Annotated in this window: 13 protein-coding genes; 9 read left to right on the top strand and 4 right to left on the bottom strand. The window is 53.0% G+C overall.

Annotated elements, in window-relative coordinates; all coding sequences use genetic code 11:
• Positions 1 to 6: 6 nt before the first annotated feature.
• From BLQ17_RS15980 to BLQ17_RS15950, 7 genes are all read left to right on the top strand, one after another.
• Positions 7 to 531, top strand: coding sequence for a NuoI/complex I 23 kDa subunit family protein (locus BLQ17_RS15980; RefSeq protein WP_092224643.1), 525 nt, complete (start codon positions 7 to 9; stop codon positions 529 to 531).
• Positions 532 to 535: 4 nt separating this feature from the next.
• Positions 536 to 1,045, top strand: a complete 510-nt coding sequence (locus BLQ17_RS15975) for an NADH-quinone oxidoreductase subunit J family protein (protein ID WP_281180549.1) — start codon at positions 536 to 538, stop codon at positions 1,043 to 1,045.
• A complete protein-coding gene (nuoK, locus tag BLQ17_RS15970; protein ID WP_092224641.1) occupies positions 1,042 to 1,338 on the top strand; it encodes an NADH-quinone oxidoreductase subunit NuoK in 297 nt (98 codons plus the stop codon). Before BLQ17_RS15975 ends, nuoK begins: the two co-directional genes overlap by 4 nt.
• Positions 1,339 to 1,342: 4 nt before the next feature.
• The gene (gene nuoL, locus BLQ17_RS15965) at positions 1,343 to 3,256 is read left to right on the top strand and encodes an NADH-quinone oxidoreductase subunit L (RefSeq protein ID WP_092224640.1); all 1,914 of its coding nucleotides are present in this window, start codon (positions 1,343 to 1,345) and stop codon (positions 3,254 to 3,256) included.
• Between the two features lie 13 nt (positions 3,257 to 3,269).
• Entirely contained in the window at positions 3,270 to 4,793 is a 1,524-nt protein-coding gene (locus tag BLQ17_RS15960; RefSeq protein ID WP_092224638.1) for a complex I subunit 4 family protein, read from the top strand.
• Between the two features lie 15 nt (positions 4,794 to 4,808).
• Positions 4,809 to 6,218, top strand: coding sequence for an NADH-quinone oxidoreductase subunit N (locus BLQ17_RS15955; RefSeq protein ID WP_092224636.1), 1,410 nt, complete (start codon positions 4,809 to 4,811; stop codon positions 6,216 to 6,218).
• An 89-nt stretch (positions 6,219 to 6,307) separates the two neighbouring features.
• Positions 6,308 to 6,748, top strand: a complete 441-nt coding sequence (locus BLQ17_RS15950; protein ID WP_092224634.1) for a CBS domain-containing protein — start codon at positions 6,308 to 6,310, stop codon at positions 6,746 to 6,748.
• Between the two features lie 158 nt (positions 6,749 to 6,906).
• Here the strand turns inward: BLQ17_RS15950 and ilvN are convergent, their stop codons facing one another.
• The 4 genes from ilvN to BLQ17_RS15930 form a co-directional block, all read right to left on the bottom strand.
• Positions 6,907 to 7,218 carry an acetolactate synthase small subunit gene (gene ilvN / locus BLQ17_RS15945; protein WP_092224632.1) on the bottom strand — a complete coding sequence of 104 codons (312 nt, stop codon included), beginning with the start codon at positions 7,216 to 7,218 and terminating at the stop codon, positions 6,907 to 6,909.
• Positions 7,199 to 8,887 (bottom strand): acetolactate synthase large subunit, encoded by a 1,689-nt coding sequence (gene ilvB, locus BLQ17_RS15940; protein WP_092224630.1) that lies wholly within the window; start codon positions 8,885 to 8,887, stop codon positions 7,199 to 7,201. Before ilvB ends, ilvN begins: the two co-directional genes overlap by 20 nt.
• A 398-nt stretch (positions 8,888 to 9,285) precedes the next feature.
• The gene (gene katG / locus BLQ17_RS15935) at positions 9,286 to 11,457 is read right to left on the bottom strand and encodes a catalase/peroxidase HPI (protein WP_092224628.1); all 2,172 of its coding nucleotides are present in this window, start codon (positions 11,455 to 11,457) and stop codon (positions 9,286 to 9,288) included.
• 27 nt (positions 11,458 to 11,484) lie between these two features.
• Positions 11,485 to 11,931, bottom strand: coding sequence for a Fur family transcriptional regulator (locus BLQ17_RS15930; protein ID WP_092224626.1), 447 nt, complete (start codon positions 11,929 to 11,931; stop codon positions 11,485 to 11,487).
• A gap of 251 nt (positions 11,932 to 12,182) precedes the next feature.
• On the opposite strand from BLQ17_RS15930, the gene BLQ17_RS15925 reads away from it, so the two are divergent.
• Positions 12,183 to 14,150, top strand: coding sequence for a Clp1/GlmU family protein (locus tag BLQ17_RS15925; RefSeq protein ID WP_092224624.1), 1,968 nt, complete (start codon positions 12,183 to 12,185; stop codon positions 14,148 to 14,150).
• Between the two features lie 85 nt (positions 14,151 to 14,235).
• Positions 14,236 to 14,814, top strand: a complete 579-nt coding sequence (locus tag BLQ17_RS15920; RefSeq protein WP_092224622.1) for an IS630 family transposase — start codon at positions 14,236 to 14,238, stop codon at positions 14,812 to 14,814.
• The last annotated feature ends 118 nt before the right edge of the window (positions 14,815 to 14,932 follow it).

The raw sequence follows: 14,932 nt of genomic DNA, 5'->3' as shown, positions 1-14,932 counted from the left end.
GATGAAATGGGAGCAAAAGTAAAAACGATAGCCAGAAGAGGAAGCACCCTTCAGGAGAGGATTTTTCTTATCGAGATTTTCAAAGGAATGGCCACGACCTTCGGTCATTTCTGGCGCAACCTTCTCGATAATTCCAAACTTTACGTAAGACATTATCCCGAAGTGAAACCGGAAATACCGGTTCGCTGGCGGGGCAGGCACCGGCTGACCAGTCACGAAGACGGGTCGGTCAAGTGCGTTGCCTGCTTCATGTGTCAGACCAACTGTCCGGCACAGTGTATTCAAATCCAGGCAGGTGAGAGGCTGGACGGCAAGGCGGAAAAAATGCCTGTCAGCTTCAACATTGACCTGCTCGAATGTATCTACTGCGGCTACTGCGTTGAAGCATGTCCTCTTGATGCCATCAGGATGGATACCGGAATCTATTCGGTAACTGGAAAAGACAGGGAGTCTTTTAATATGGGCATCGACGACCTGCTGGCGAAACAAGGGGCCTTTACCGAAGAAGATTACAAGAAAGGGGGCGCTTGATATCATGTTTTCCGAGGGGTTATTTTATGCATTTTCAGTGCTGGCCGTGTTAGGCGCCTTGGGGCTCGTCCTCTTTCGCCATCCGATGAGGGGGGCCATGAGTCTGGTAGTGACCATGATATCACTGGCAGGTCTCTATTCGCTGCTCTCAGCAAAGCTTATCTTTGTGCTCCAGCTCATCGTTTACGCCGGCGCAATCATGTCGCTGATTATCTTCATAATCATGTTTCTCAACATCCAGGACAATGATCTTCCGGTTGAGGAGAAACGGTTCGCCTATACCGCCGGCGGCATCGTCGTTCTTATCCCGGTCGTCTACTTCCTCATCAAGATTGCGGGCACCATTCCCGGGGTTGAGGCGACAATCGTCGGCAGCGGTTTCGGCGGTATTAAAGAGGTGGGGCTGGTACTTTTTCAGGACTGGCTGCTGCCGTTTGAAATCGTTTCATTACTCCTGCTGGTAACACTTGTCGGTGCCGTTGTTCTTGCAGGTAAGAGGAGGGTAGGCAAGTGATTCAGGACTATTTGATACTCAGTATTATTCTTTTCTGCCTGGGAATCCTTGGTGTCATCACCAGGAGGAATGTCTTTACGGTTTTTATGTCAATTGAGCTCATGCTCAATGCGGCCAACCTTGCATTCATCGCTTTCTCAAGACTTCACGAGAGCATGGACGGGCACGTTCTGGCCATGATGATCATGGCGGTAGCCGCAGCCGAAGCTGCGCTTGCACTGGCGGTCGTTATTCTGCTTCACAAGCACAAGGGTAAACTGGATACCAACGTATTCAGCCTGTTAAGAGGGTGATTTCATGGAACATACAGCTAATTACATTGGATTGATACCTTTGCTGCCACTCGTGGGAGCTGTTGTTATCGGCCTCATGCATATGTTTACTTGCACCGGGAAAGCTTTTTCCGAGAAGCTTTACGGAGCTCTCGCCTGCGTGGGACCTGTCCTGTCGTTCTTCCTGGCCCTGGTCGTTTTCTTTCATCTCCGCGACCTGCCGGTGGATCAGCGTCATCTTACGCATAACGTGTTTACCTGGTTCGCCGTCGGCGACCTCAAGGTCGACATGGCCTTTCTCGTTGATCCGCTGAGCGGTCTCTATCTGCTTTTCGTGACTTTCATCGGTTCGCTGATCCACATCTACTCCATCGGGTACATGGCCGGGGACGAGAATTTCGGAAAGTTCTTCTGCTACCTCAACCTCTTCCTGGGATCGATGCTCATCCTCGTCCTGGGATCAGGTCCCGTAGTTATGTTCGTGGGCTGGGAAGGCGTCGGACTCTGCTCCTATCTGCTGATCAGCTTCTTTGCCACAGATACCGAAAACGTACTGGCAGGTAACAAGGCCTTTATCGTCAACCGCATCGGCGATCTCGGGTTCGTGCTCGGCATGTCGGTACTGTTCTGGGCCATCGGGTCCGGAGGATTCGACTACCTCTCGCTCAAAGCCAACACCCACCTGCTGACTCCCGGCGTAGGCATCGCCGTATGTCTGCTGCTCTTTATCGGTGCCTGCGGTAAATCTGCCCAGATTCCGCTCTATGTCTGGCTGCCCGACGCGATGGCGGGTCCGACCCCGGTTTCAGCACTCATACATGCCGCCACCATGGTTACCGCCGGTGTCTATATGGTTGCCAGGTTCAGCTTCATGTACGCCCATTTTACAACAGCCGGAACCATTGTCGCCTGGGTCGGCATACTGACCGCGCTTCTTTCGGCGATCTACGGGATGTTTCAATCCGATATCAAGAAGATCCTCGCCTACTCAACCGTCAGTCAGCTCGGCTACATGTTTGCCGGTGTCGGAGTGGCGGCCTATTCCGCCGGTATCTTCCACGTCTTCACCCACGCGTTCTTCAAAGCCCTGCTCTTTCTCGGGGCCGGTTCCGTCATCTACGCCCTGCACCACCAGCAGGATGTCTGGCAGATGGGGGGCCTCAAGAACAAGATGCCCAGGACTTATATGACCATGCTCATCGGCGCCCTTGCCCTTGCCGGCTTCCCGCCATTTTCCGGATTCTTCTCAAAAGATGAGATTCTGTTCATGGCTCTTGCCAACGGCCATACCGGGATCTGGCTGATCGGCGTACTGGTAGCCGCAATGACCGCCTACTACACCTTTCGCCTCATCTTCCTGGTATTCCACGGCACTCCACGCAACCAGGAGGCTTACGACCACGCCCATGAGGCTCCGGCGGTTATGACTGTACCGCTTATCGTCCTGGCTGCCGGCGCTGCACTTGCCGGAGTTCTCAACCTGCCTGCCCTGTTTGGCGGCAACATGGTTGTCTCCACCTGGCTGGAACCAAGTCTTACCGAGCATCACCCGCATATGAGCCACGGAGTAGAAATCCTCGCCATGCTTGCAAGCGTCGTTGCCGTAGTCATCGGTATCACCATTGCCTACAAGAAGTTTGGTCAAGGTGCCGAGGAACCTGAGTTCACTGGATTTGCCAAGCTTGGCTACCATAAATTCTACGTGGATGAAATCTACAACGCCGTTTTCGTACAGCCTTTTAAAGGTATCGGCTCGGTGATATCCAGATTTCTCGAACCCAACGTTACTGACAGCTTCGTCAAATTCGCTACCTGGATCTACAGGAAAGCGGGCACCAGCTTCAAGGCCCTCCAGGTCGGATATGTCAGAGTCTACGCGTTGTACATGGTCATAGGGCTTAGTCTTATGAGCCTCTTCTTGTCTCAATCGATAAACTAGGTGAGGTGTAAGAATGTTTGAATACGCCCTTTCAGTTATGATCTTTCTGCCAATTCTTGCAGGATTGGCGCTGGTCCTGTTTCCCTTACGCGGCCAGGTCGCAAGGACGGTCGGCCTGATCGTCTCAATCGTCATCCTTTTCATGGGGATCGAGATGTTCATCGGCTTCACCGGCACTTCCGGCATGGAGTACGTTCAGAACACGCCATGGATAGAGTCTCTCGGCATTAACTACGCGCTGGGGGTCGACGGCATCAGTCTGCTGGTCCTCATGGCGGCTGCGATTCTCTATCCTCTGGTATTCTTCGTATTCGACACCCGTACCAAGGGATTTTACGGCAACCTGCTGATAGCCCAGGGAGCAATGATCGGCGCGATCTGCGCGACCGACATGGTCCTCTTTTACGTCTTCTGGGAGATCATGCTGCTGCCTATTTTCTTCATGATAGGACTCTACGGCGGCGCCAACAGGCTTGCGGCAACGCTTAAGATTACCATCTACACCATCGCCGGATCGCTGCTCATGCTCGCCGCCCTCGTCTATGTCGGCGTCTCGTATCACCAGCAGTTCGGTAAGTGGACTTTTGACATCGTCCAGCTCAGCGCGCTGGATCTGGGAGGCGGATATGCAGTGCTGGCGTTCATCATGTTCATGATCGCCTTCGCCATCAAGACTCCGCTCTTTCCGTTTCATACCTGGCTGCCCGACGCCTACACCGAGGCGCCTACTTCGGCGACCTTCGTGCTCTCTGCCATAATGGCCAAGATAGGCGTCTACGGGATTATTCGTTTCGTGGTCCCGGTATTTGAGATCGAGTTCGCCCGCTTCGCCATGCTGCTCAGCCTGGCCGGGGTGGTCGGCATGATCTACTGCGGAATCGCCGCGATTTCACAAAAGGACATGAAGCGGCTTATGGCTTTTTCTTCGGCCTCCCATATGGGCATCATCGCCCTCGGGGTGTTCTGCATGAACGTCCAGGCGCTGACCGGTACACTTTTCCAGATTGCCGCCCACGCGACCTCCACAGGGGTGCTGTTCCTGTTCGTCGGACTGCTGGAGCAGAGAATGAAGTCGCGGGAAATTGGTGATCTCGGCGGTATCGCTTATCGTGCACCGATCTTTGCCACATTTTTCGCCATCGCCATGCTCGCATCGGTTGGACTTCCCGGTACCAATGGTTTCATCGGCGAATTCCTTATCATTCTCGGCGCCCTGAAGTTCAGCCCGTTCATCGCGGTTCTCGCCGGCACCACCCTGATTATCGGCGTCTGTTACATGTTGTGGATGTTCCAGCGGGTATTCTTCGAGAAAACAAATGAAAAGACTGCGGAATTTCAGGATTTAACTGCCAAGGAGATGCTTTCCTTCCTCCCGGTTATTCTGCTTATTCTGGCCATGGGTATCTTTCCCCAGGCCTTTATAAAGAAAATAGAGCCGGCAGCATCGCAGCAGGTGGCCAAGCTATTCGCCATGAGTCAGGCCCAGGTAGCCGACACCGCGGTTCCGGTTTCAGACCAAAACAACCACAAGAATTAAGACAGGGTAACCACTATGCAAGATTTTGTGTCATTACTGCCTCTCATTGTCGTAGGCGCCGGCGCGATTCTCCTGATGCTTCTTGCTGCCTTTGAAAAGCTTGAAGTAGAAACCGGGGCGCTTATCAGTATGGTTTTTTATGGTGCTGCGTTCTTTATCCAGCTTGTTGTAGGAGGCGGTCCCCAGGACGTTATCTTCGACAAGATTTTCAATGGAATGCTCGCCACCTCAAATTTTTCGATGGCAGCGGGACTGGTCATCTTCGGCTGCGGATTCTTCACCTCCATGAGCTGCCACAGCTACTTTGGCGTCAACAAGTTCTGCACACTCGATTTTTATGCGATCAAGATGTTCAGCGTGTGCGGCATGGTACTGCTCACCATGGCGCAGGAGCTGGTCACCGCCTTTATCGCTCTTGAGATCATGTCGCTTGGTATCTACATCCTGGTAGGTTACGACCGCACCAGGCTCACCGCAACCGAAGCGATCCTCAAATACTTGATGCTCGGAGCGTTTGCCGGAGCGTTTTTCACCATGGGCGCTGCTCTTATCTATGGTGGGGCCGGAAGCACCAAATTCGTCGCAATCAGCCAGTTCATAGCCGCCAACCCGGCTGGCCAACCGCTGCTTATCGGCGGAGCATTCTTTATATTCATCGCCATATTCTTCAAGATCGCCGCCTTTCCTTTTCATGCATGGGTTGTTGACGTCTACGACGGAGCCTCGGCCCCTGTCACCGGATTTATGGCAACTGCACTCAAGGCTGCTGTTTTCGCTCTTTTTGCCAACTTCATCGCGCTCAGCAGCGGTTTTCACGGACAGTGGATCGACTTTTTGTTCTGGGTTGCGGTCCTCACCATGTTCGGCGGCAACCTTGTGGCCATCGGCCAGTCCAATATAAAACGGATGCTGGCCGCCTCCGGTATCGTCCACTCCGGCTATCTGCTGATCGCCCTGGTGGCGATAAATGCCGAACAGTTCACCGGTTCGGTAATAGGATACTATCTTGCGGCCTACGCAGTCGGTACCCTCGGTATGTTTGCTGCCATGTCATATCTTGGCGGCAGCGGTGAAAAACGGGTTAACTTCGACGATTTCAAAGGGCTCGCCAAGGTTCGTCCCTACTCTGCGGCAGCCATAACCGTCTTTCTGCTGTCCATGGCCGGTATACCGCCCACCGCAGGATTTATGGGTAAGTTCTATATCATCACCTCCGCCATATCTGCAGGACAGATGGCACTTGCGGTACTCGGGGTGGTCTCAAGTATTCTGTCCATGTGGTACTATCTGCGGTTGGTAATCAGTATGTATTTCCATGACGCTTCGGAAAGCTTCGAGACCCAGGGCGCGCCCCTTGCGACCATCAGCACCTTTGTGCTGGTCGTCTTTGTATTTGCAATTGGTCTCTACCCTATCGTAATATGATATAGAGAGTTGTTGGGCAGTAAGTCATAGGAAAACAGCGGTCAGCTGACACAAGTATTCGTTGACGCACAATAAATGGAGTAACCCATATGAAAGTTAAGGATATTCTGGCGGCAAAAGGTACAAGGGTCATTACGGTGGAGCAGAGCACCAAGGTTTTCGACGCAATGTCCATCTTTTCCGCCAATAGGGTAGGTTCTCTGCTGGTAGTTGATAAAAACGATGCCATTGTGGGAATTATCGCCGCAAGAGACGTTCTTATGGCGGTTGTTAATGACCATGAAAACATCAAAAACCTTACGGTTGACAAGGTAATGACCTCGGAGCTCATCGTCGGCACCGAAGACGATGACATCGACTATATCCAGGCTATAATGACCGAAAACCGGATCAGGCACGTACCAATCATCTCCGACCACAAACTCAAGGGGCTGGTGTCTATCGGCGACGTCGTCAAATCGCAGCTGAAGGAAAAAGACGTAGAAAACAAGTATCTCAAGGACTACATCGCCGACAAATACCCCGGCTGATTCATCACACTTTTATCCGCCTCTCTGGTGTTTCTCAATTCCTCCTGCGAACACCTTGAGAAGCGTGCAGCAAAAGACCTCCGCCAGTTCATGTCTGGCGGAGGTCTTTTGCTTTAGTATCCCAGGGAGATGGTCGCTGAGCTGCAATCTCTTTCTGCTCAGACAACCGATGCAAGCCGCAGAAAGACCTCATGACCGCTGTCATGACGCTCGACCTCTAGCACATCTTCCTGCTTTTTTACCTGCTTGATAATCTGCTCAAGCTTTACTTCCTCGTTGACCTGCAGCCACATCCTGCTGGTTTCCCCCTTGCCGATGGGAATACACACTATCCCCTCGACATTATAGGCCCGTCTTGAGAACAGATTGCATATGTGTGACATCACCCCCGGATGATTGTTTACGGTAAGTTCCAGAACCGTCATATCTTTTCCCTGCGCTTTTATTGTATTATTTGCACTGTTCCGCATTGCACCCTCCTAACATTTCACTGTTTGAAGCTCCTGGAGGCACCATCGGATAGACTTCTTCCTCCTTGGCTATCGGTATATTTATAAGACATGGTCCTGGCTGGCCGAGAACCTTCTCAAAGAGTTGGTCAAGATCGCACCCCGGTTCGGCATTATAAGCCTTCATGCCGAACCCTTTGGCGATGGCGGCAAAGTCGATATCTATCTGGAAATCGGAGGCAAAAATCTGTTTCTGGTAAAAAAGATTCTGCTGCTGCCGTACAAGCCCCAGCGAGTTATTGTTCATCACGATTATCTTCACGTTGAGGTCCTGCTCAACCGCAGTTGCCAGCTCCTGGATATTCATCTGCAGGCTGCCATCGCCGGTGAACAGAACAACGGTCTTGTCAGGGTAGGCAAGGGAGGCACCGATCGCCGCCGGAAGTCCGAACCCCATGGTGCCGAGTCCCCCGGAGGTGAGAAGCTGACGCGGTCTATTAAAGGGAAAAACCTGCGCAGTCCACATCTGGTGCTTGCCGACATCGGTGGCGACGAACCCATCCTCATCGAGGAGTTCGGCTACCTTGAGAATGAGGCCGTACGGCTTGTCTGGAACGGTGGCCTCCGGTGAAGTCATCGGATACGTCTCCTGCAGCACCTCTATCTGATTTCGCCAGATTTCCCTTTCATTGGGGGTAATCAGCGGAATCAGCTTGCCTAGGGTCTGTTTTACATCACCGACAAGGCCAATATGAGCAGCTTTCAGCTTGGAAACCTCGGCAGGATCTATATCCATATGAATAACATTGGCCTCTGGACAGAATTCTACGATCTTGCCTGTTGCCCGGTCGTCAAACCGTGCCCCGGCGGCAATGAACAGGTCGCAGTCCTGGAGCGCTATATTGGTTGAGCGCGCGGCATGCATTCCGAGCATACCCATGGAGAGATAGTGATCAGCCGGCAGCGAGCCCAGTCCCATCAGGGTCATGGTCGCCGGGATGGAGCCTCTCTCTATAAGACCTTTAGCCTCCTCGCTTGCCCCCGCATGGATGATGCCGCCGCCCAGGCACAACACCGGGCGCTTGGCCCTGTTGATCATATCCGCCGCCGCCCGCAACCGTTCCATATCGGCCGGCGGCTGCTCCTGTCTGCTTCCCGGGGTTGGCCACTTTTCAAAGGAAACCTCTGCAACCTGAACGTCTTTTGGCACGTCGATCAGTACCGGTCCCGGCCTGCCGGACAGGGCGAGTTCAAAGGCCCGGGGGATGATGTGCAACAGATCTTCAGCCTTGCGCACCAGGTAATTATGCTTGGTTATCGGGATTGTCATGCCATAGGTATCAACCTCCTGAAACGCATCGGTACCGATAAGCGATGCGGGCACCTGACCGGTAATGCAGACCACCGGGATGGAGTCGAGATAGGCGTCTGCAATGGCCGTAAGAATGTTTGTGGCTCCCGGTCCTGAGGTCGCAAAACAGACCCCCGCACCTCCGGTTGCCCGGGCGATTCCCTGAGCAAGAAATCCAGCCCCCTGCTCGTGACGGCAAAGAATATGTCTGATCGTCTGCGACTCGCACAACGCATCGTACAGGGGCAGATTGGCACCGCCCGGAATTCCCGCGATCTTGTCTATCGATTGTCGCTCCAGCAGCTTGATGATCAACTGGGCTCCATTCATGGTCTGCATCCTCTTTCCTCCTGATTGTTTATCGTTGGCCCCAGTTTTGCCGGCAGGAACGAAAAAACCCCTGCCGGCGAAGCGCCAACAGGGGTTAAGTAACTACTTTTATTTCAGATTATCCCCTCATGGCACTCCGCCTTCGACCTTTCGGACCACGACCACCACACTGACTGCTAGTACCACGTTGACGATAATGGTGCTGATGGCGGTGGAGAAAGAACCCATGAAGTTTACTAATCCTCTAAAAAATTTTATCGCAAATTTATATCAATAAGCTCCAATTATCAGAATTGTATATAACCGTCAAGTTTTTTTTCCGTCCCAATTGTCGGGAATACGGTGTCGGCGCTTGACGGAGCAGGGGTTACTTCACCCCTGCTACATAGAATTATCAGTTCAAGGGGTTACAGATCAAAGCGGTCCAGGTTCATCACCCTGGTCCAGGCGGCGACAAAATCATCCACGAATTTCTCCCTTGAGTCGGCACACCCATAAACTTCCGCCAGGGCGCGAAGCTCCGAGTTCGACCCGAAGATCAGGTCGATCCTGGTGCCGATCCACCTGGTTTTTTCGCTGTTTCGGTCATACCCCTCAAAGAGCTCCTGCCTCGCGGCCGCCTTTCTCCAGCTGATGTTCATGTCGAGCAGGTTGACGAAGAAATCGTTGGTCAGCGTCTCCGGACGATCGGTAAAAACACCGTAGTCGGTGTTGTTGTAGTTGGTGTTCAGCACTCGCATGCCGCCGATGAGAACCGTCATCTCCACCGGGCTGAGCGTCAGTAACTGCGCCCTGTCCACCAGCAGTTTCTCGGGTGGTACCGAATATGCGCTCTTCTGATAGTTGCGAAAGCCGTCCGCAATCGGTTCCAGTACTGCAAACGACTGGACATCGGTCTGCTGCTGCAGGGCGTCCATGCGACCCGGCGAGAAGGGAACCGCCACTTCATACCCGCCATCCCTTGCGGCCTTCTCAATCGCCGCACACCCTCCCAGCACGATCAGGTCGGCCAGCGACACTTTTTTCGCGAAATCGCGTTGTATTCCCTTAAGGACATCGAGTACCTTCTCAAGCTGATCCGGCATGTTGACTTCCCAATCTTTCTGGGGAGCCAGACGAATACGTCCTCCGTTTGCCCCGCCCCGCATATCAGACCCGCGGAAGGTTGAAGCCGACGCCCAGGCGGTTGAGACCAGCTCGGAAACAGACAGGCCCGAACCGAGAATCCGGCCCTTTAAGGCATCAATGTCATCGTCGTTGATCAGCTCATGGTCAACAGCCGGGATCGGGTCCTGCCAGATCAGCGCCTCGCCCGGAACTTCCGGTCCGAGATAACGGGAGCGCGGTCCCATGTCACGGTGGGTCAACTTGAACCAGGCCCTGGCGAACGCGTCGGCAAACTCATCGGGATTCTCGTAGAAGCGTCTTGAGATTTTCTCAAAACCCGGGTCAAACCGCAGCGACAGGTCTGTGGTCAGCATGGTCGGCGCGTGACGTTTTGACGAATCGTGAGCGTCCGGTATTGCAGCCGCCCCCTCACCGTTTTTCGGCGTCCACTGATGTGCCCCGGCCGGGCTCTTGGTCAACTCCCACTCATAGCTGAACAGGATTCTGAAAAAATTGTTGCTCCATCTGGTCGGGGTGTTGGTCCAGGTGACCTCCAGGCCGCTGCTGATGGTGTCGCCGCCTTTGCCGGTACCAAAACTGCTTTTCCAGCCAAGTCCCTGATCCTCTACGGGAGCGGCTTCAGGCTCTGGTCCGACGTGGGCCGCATCACCTGCACCATGACATTTGCCGAAAGTATGGCCCCCGGCGATGAGCGCGACCGTTTCCTCGTCGTTCATAGCCATACGGCCAAACGTGTCGCGGATGTCTTTGGCCGCGGCTATCGGGTCCGGGTTGCCGTTAGGCCCTTCCGGGTTCACGTAAATCAAACCCATCTGGACGGCGGCGAGGGGATTTTCCAGATCCCGCTCTCCCGTGTAGCGCTGGTCTTCCAGCCATTGTTTCTCCATCCCCCAGTAGATATCCTTTTCCGGCTCCCAGATATCCTCCCGCCCTCCGGCAAAACCGAAAGTCTTGAATCCCATCGACTCCAGGGCGACGTTGCCGGTTAGAATCATCAGGTCGGCCCAGGAGATTTTTCTGCCGTATTTCTGCTTAATGGGCCACAGCAGCCTTCTGGCTTTATCGAGGTTTACGTTATCAGGCCAACTGTTGAGGGGGGCAAAACGCTGGTTACCTGTTCCTCCGCCCCCCCGGCCGTCGCCGGTTCTGTAGGTACCTGCGCTGTGCCAGGCCATGCGGATAAAAAATGGTCCGTAGTGGCCGAAATCAGCGGGCCACCAGTCCTGTGAATCTGTCATCAGCTTATGAAGGTCCTTTTTAACCGCTTCAAGATCCAGACTTTTAAACTCTTCGGCATAGTTGAAACTCTTGCCCATGGGATTCGATCTGGAAGAATGCTGACGCAGGATGTCAAGGTTCAACCGGTTCGGCCACCATTCCCTGTTCGACGTTCCGGCCACCGCACGTTTTTCGGCCCCGCCGGTCACCGGACATTGTCTTTCATCACTCATTATGCTACCTCCCACTGTAGATTATCCTCATTTTACCGCGCATCGGTGGCAGAGTCCCCGCACTTCGACATGAGTTGCTTCGACCTCGCCATACGTAGCGACCGATTCAGGCAGACTGATATTATCAAGATTATCACTGTAAAAATCACGAGTAAACCCGCACCTTCCGCAGACAAAATGGTGATGACGGCTGAGGTTGGCGTCAAAACGGGTCCGCCCGCGACTGGTAATAAGCGTCACCACCAGCCCCAGATCATTCAGGAGCCACAGTGTTCGATAGACAGTATCAAGAGAGATCGTCGGGATACGGTTTCTGACCCGGCGAAAGACCAGGTCCGCATCAGGGTGATCCCCGGCCTGGGCAATTTCCCGAAATATCTCTATCCGCTGGTGGGTCAGCTTGATTCCTTCAGCACGGCAGACAGCCTCAAAATGGTCCATCCGCTGTTCAACTTCTTTTTGTTTGATTTTCATGACCCTCTTTCTAAATAGGAATATATTCTTATTTAAGAATTAAACATCGATACCACGGATGTCAATGTTTTTTTGCGATATCCATGAAGGAGCCAGGTTGTGCCGTTCGATCGTGTCGACTCATATTCGGTGACTGTTTTTTCTCACTCCCGTTTGAAAACTTTATACAACCAACGTGATATAATTAAGAAGCACCCTGCGTGGGGATACTTTGCGCCATACAATCATTACCCTCACCAACTGAGAACGGAATGCAGACACCACTTCTTGAGCGTACCGGGTACGATGACATCGTCACCCTGATTGGTCATGTAAAGAGATACCGGAGAATATTTTTCTGGGGTGAAACGGGAACTGGTAAATCGACCCTGGCAGTCACCCTGCTGCACCGTCTTGTCCGGCAAGGAAACAATTGGTTGCTGCTGACCCTGGACCCCGGTTCACCTTTTTTTGGCCCTCCGGGGGCAATCTGCATCGCCGCCTCCAAAGCGGATCAGATTGTCGGCAAAGCAATGTTCCCGATCTGTACCCTGAACAGCGGCCGCTTCCGATTGCCGTTGATCCAGGCTGCGAAAAAACTGCTGGACAACGCCGTGAAACGATACGGCAACGCAAACTTTTTAATCGATTCCCCGGGGTTGGTCCGCGGGGTAGGGGGAGCCGAACTGGTGACCGCTTTTGTCCAGGCCCTCGAGATAGATGCGATTCTGGCTCTTTATACCGGTACCCAGATACCTTTTAGTGATGAGCTTGGCGCTCTTTTTGTACCAGTTCTCCCGGTTGCGCCTTCCTCTCACGCAGGAAGAGTTGCACCGGCGGAAAAAACAGCAGATAGAACCAGAAGATGGAACGATTTTCTTGCCGGGGCAAGCCCTGAGTCTTTCGATATCTCCACCCTGTTTCATATCGGCACCCCCCCGCCCCTTGCCATGCCCCAGGCCTGGAAGGGAAGACAGTTCGGACTGCTTGACGGCAGGGGGGACGGTGTCGGCATGGGGGAAGTCCTCGCGCTTGTCGGTTACCAGCTGACAACCCAGCTGATCCGAACCGCCAAAGCCGAACCGGCAACGCTTGTGATCCGCGATGCATGCCGCTCGGCGCAAGGGTATCTCAAGACCATAACGTTTCAAAAGACAACTGGAGCTCACAGCAGGATCCCCGCAGAACTGCATGGGTCGGCGCCATCGGAAAAACGTCACACTCCCCCGGTATCATGCCAGGTCGGAGCGGCTCTTGCCACCCTGGTGGGTGGTGTCTTTGGAGACCCGCTCGTCCATGTCCGGCTTCGCAATCGCAAAAGAAGCTTTCTCTTTGATCTCGGGAACCCGACCCGTCTGCCGGCCAAAATCGCCCATCAGGTTCAAGCGGTTTTCCTGAGTCATGCCCATCTGGACCATATCGGCGGATTTCCCTGGTTTCTCAGAAGCCGTATAGGCCCGTTCGGTCCGTGTTTGATTTTCGGTCCTGAGGATACCATTGAGCGAATTGAAAATTTCCTTCAGGCGATCGCCTGGGACAGGATAGAAAATCTGGGACCGGTTTTTGAGGTAGCCGAGATAAACGGCACCAGACTCACAAGGGCGCGGCTGCAGCCCGGCAGGGAAAAAGTCCTGCTGCCGACCAGGATAATTGAAGACTCCATAATCTTCGCCGACGACGACCTGACTGTAAAAGCCGAAATCTGCGACCACAACATTGCGTCGGTGGCTTACGCACTCACATTAAAACCTGCGGTCAATATCCGAAGAGACAAACTTAAAGAGTACGGCCTCACCCCCGGCCCCTGGCTGGCAACCCTGAAACAATCCCTCATGTTGCAGCAACCGGAACTCCTGGCCTCCGTGCCGGACCAGTCCGGGCTTGCACCGAAAAAAATCGCCGCCGAACTGGCCACAATCCGCCCCGGAAAAACACTGGTATATGTTGCTGATATGGCAGATACCCCAGCCAATCGGTACAAGGTGACCAGCCTGGCAAGAGGGGCGCATACTCTGTTTTGTGAAACCGCTTTTGCGGCAGGCGACAGGGACAGGGCAAAAGCTACCCAGCATCTTACCACCACTGCAGCCGCACAGATTGCAACAGAGGCTGCAGTCCGCAATCTTGTGCCCTTCCACTTTTCCAAAAGATACGAACGTAACCCGAAACTGCTCTATGAAGAACTGCGTGAGGACAGCAAAGGAGTAACAGTCGTTGATTGCAATTTGTATTCTGCCTGACTGAACTATCCATCCGGATAATCGTGGTCCTGTTTTTGAAAACAGCGGCCTCACCTGAATAATCAGGCCCAAAGGCAGTTCAGGAATGGTTAGATCACACGTATCCAGAAATTCAAAAATTCGCAAAAAGGATGATGCTGAAATTTATTGGGGTGATAAAACAGGGATAAGGAATGACTGCCAGCATAATCGTGGCTACGCTCCACGAGGTAAGACTCCAGTAATTGAGATCAATGCAAAAAGATTTTCTCTCAACATGATTTCAGCAATCAACAATCAAGGATTGTTGCGGTTCATGACCTATAAGGGAAACTTGACTGCTCGTGTCCTTATCAAGTTCATGAAAAGATTAATAAAAGATGCCGAGAAAACTGTTTTCTTGATACTGGATAATCTGAGGGTGCATCACGCAAAGTTGGTCAAAGCGTGGCTTGAGCGACATGAAGACGAGATCGAGGTTTTCTATCTGCCTTCGTATTCGCCGGAGTTGAATCCATATGAGTATTTGAACTGTGACCTGAAGAATGGCATTTGTAGTTCTTCACCCTCTAGAAATCTTGAAGAGCTCAAAGGTAAGGTTCGAGGGCATACGCGAATGTTGCAGAAGACGCCTGGGAGAGTGAGAGACTATTTCAAACACCCTGCAATACAATATGCGGCATAACTCTAAATGCCCACCGGGTTAACAATTTATTGTGACCGGCAAATTCTTCGCCCTGTAATGCTCAATCATTTTCCACCAGTCTGTCGGCTAATATTTCGGCGATATCGCGCGACTTCAT

Origin of the sequence: Desulforhopalus singaporensis (genome assembly GCF_900104445.1) — a bacterium.
Classification (GTDB): domain Bacteria; phylum Desulfobacterota; class Desulfobulbia; order Desulfobulbales; family Desulfocapsaceae; genus Desulforhopalus_A; species Desulforhopalus_A singaporensis.
Note: the sequence above shows the minus strand (reverse complement) of the source record. Positions and strands in the feature narration are given on the sequence as shown.

What these genes read in the sequence shown, in the direction of transcription:
- BLQ17_RS15980 (WP_092224643.1), top strand. Translation starts at nt 7, where the DNA reads ATGGGAGCAAAAGTAAAAACGATAGCCAGAAGAGGAAGCACCCTTCAG.
- BLQ17_RS15975 (WP_281180549.1), top strand. Translation starts at nt 536, where the DNA reads ATGTTTTCCGAGGGGTTATTTTATGCATTTTCAGTGCTGGCCGTGTTA.
- nuoL (WP_092224640.1), top strand. Translation starts at nt 1,343, where the DNA reads ATGGAACATACAGCTAATTACATTGGATTGATACCTTTGCTGCCACTC.
- BLQ17_RS15960 (WP_092224638.1), top strand. Translation starts at nt 3,270, where the DNA reads ATGTTTGAATACGCCCTTTCAGTTATGATCTTTCTGCCAATTCTTGCA.
- BLQ17_RS15955 (WP_092224636.1), top strand. Translation starts at nt 4,809, where the DNA reads ATGCAAGATTTTGTGTCATTACTGCCTCTCATTGTCGTAGGCGCCGGC.
- BLQ17_RS15950 (WP_092224634.1), top strand. Translation starts at nt 6,308, where the DNA reads ATGAAAGTTAAGGATATTCTGGCGGCAAAAGGTACAAGGGTCATTACG.
- ilvN (WP_092224632.1), bottom strand. Translation starts at nt 7,218, where the DNA reads ATGCGGAACAGTGCAAATAATACAATAAAAGCGCAGGGAAAAGATATG.
- ilvB (WP_092224630.1), bottom strand. Translation starts at nt 8,887, where the DNA reads ATGCAGACCATGAATGGAGCCCAGTTGATCATCAAGCTGCTGGAGCGA.
- katG (WP_092224628.1), bottom strand. Translation starts at nt 11,457, where the DNA reads ATGAGTGATGAAAGACAATGTCCGGTGACCGGCGGGGCCGAAAAACGT.
- BLQ17_RS15930 (WP_092224626.1), bottom strand. Translation starts at nt 11,931, where the DNA reads ATGAAAATCAAACAAAAAGAAGTTGAACAGCGGATGGACCATTTTGAG.
- BLQ17_RS15925 (WP_092224624.1), top strand. Translation starts at nt 12,183, where the DNA reads ATGCAGACACCACTTCTTGAGCGTACCGGGTACGATGACATCGTCACC.
- BLQ17_RS15920 (WP_092224622.1), top strand. Translation starts at nt 14,236, where the DNA reads ATGGTTAGATCACACGTATCCAGAAATTCAAAAATTCGCAAAAAGGAT.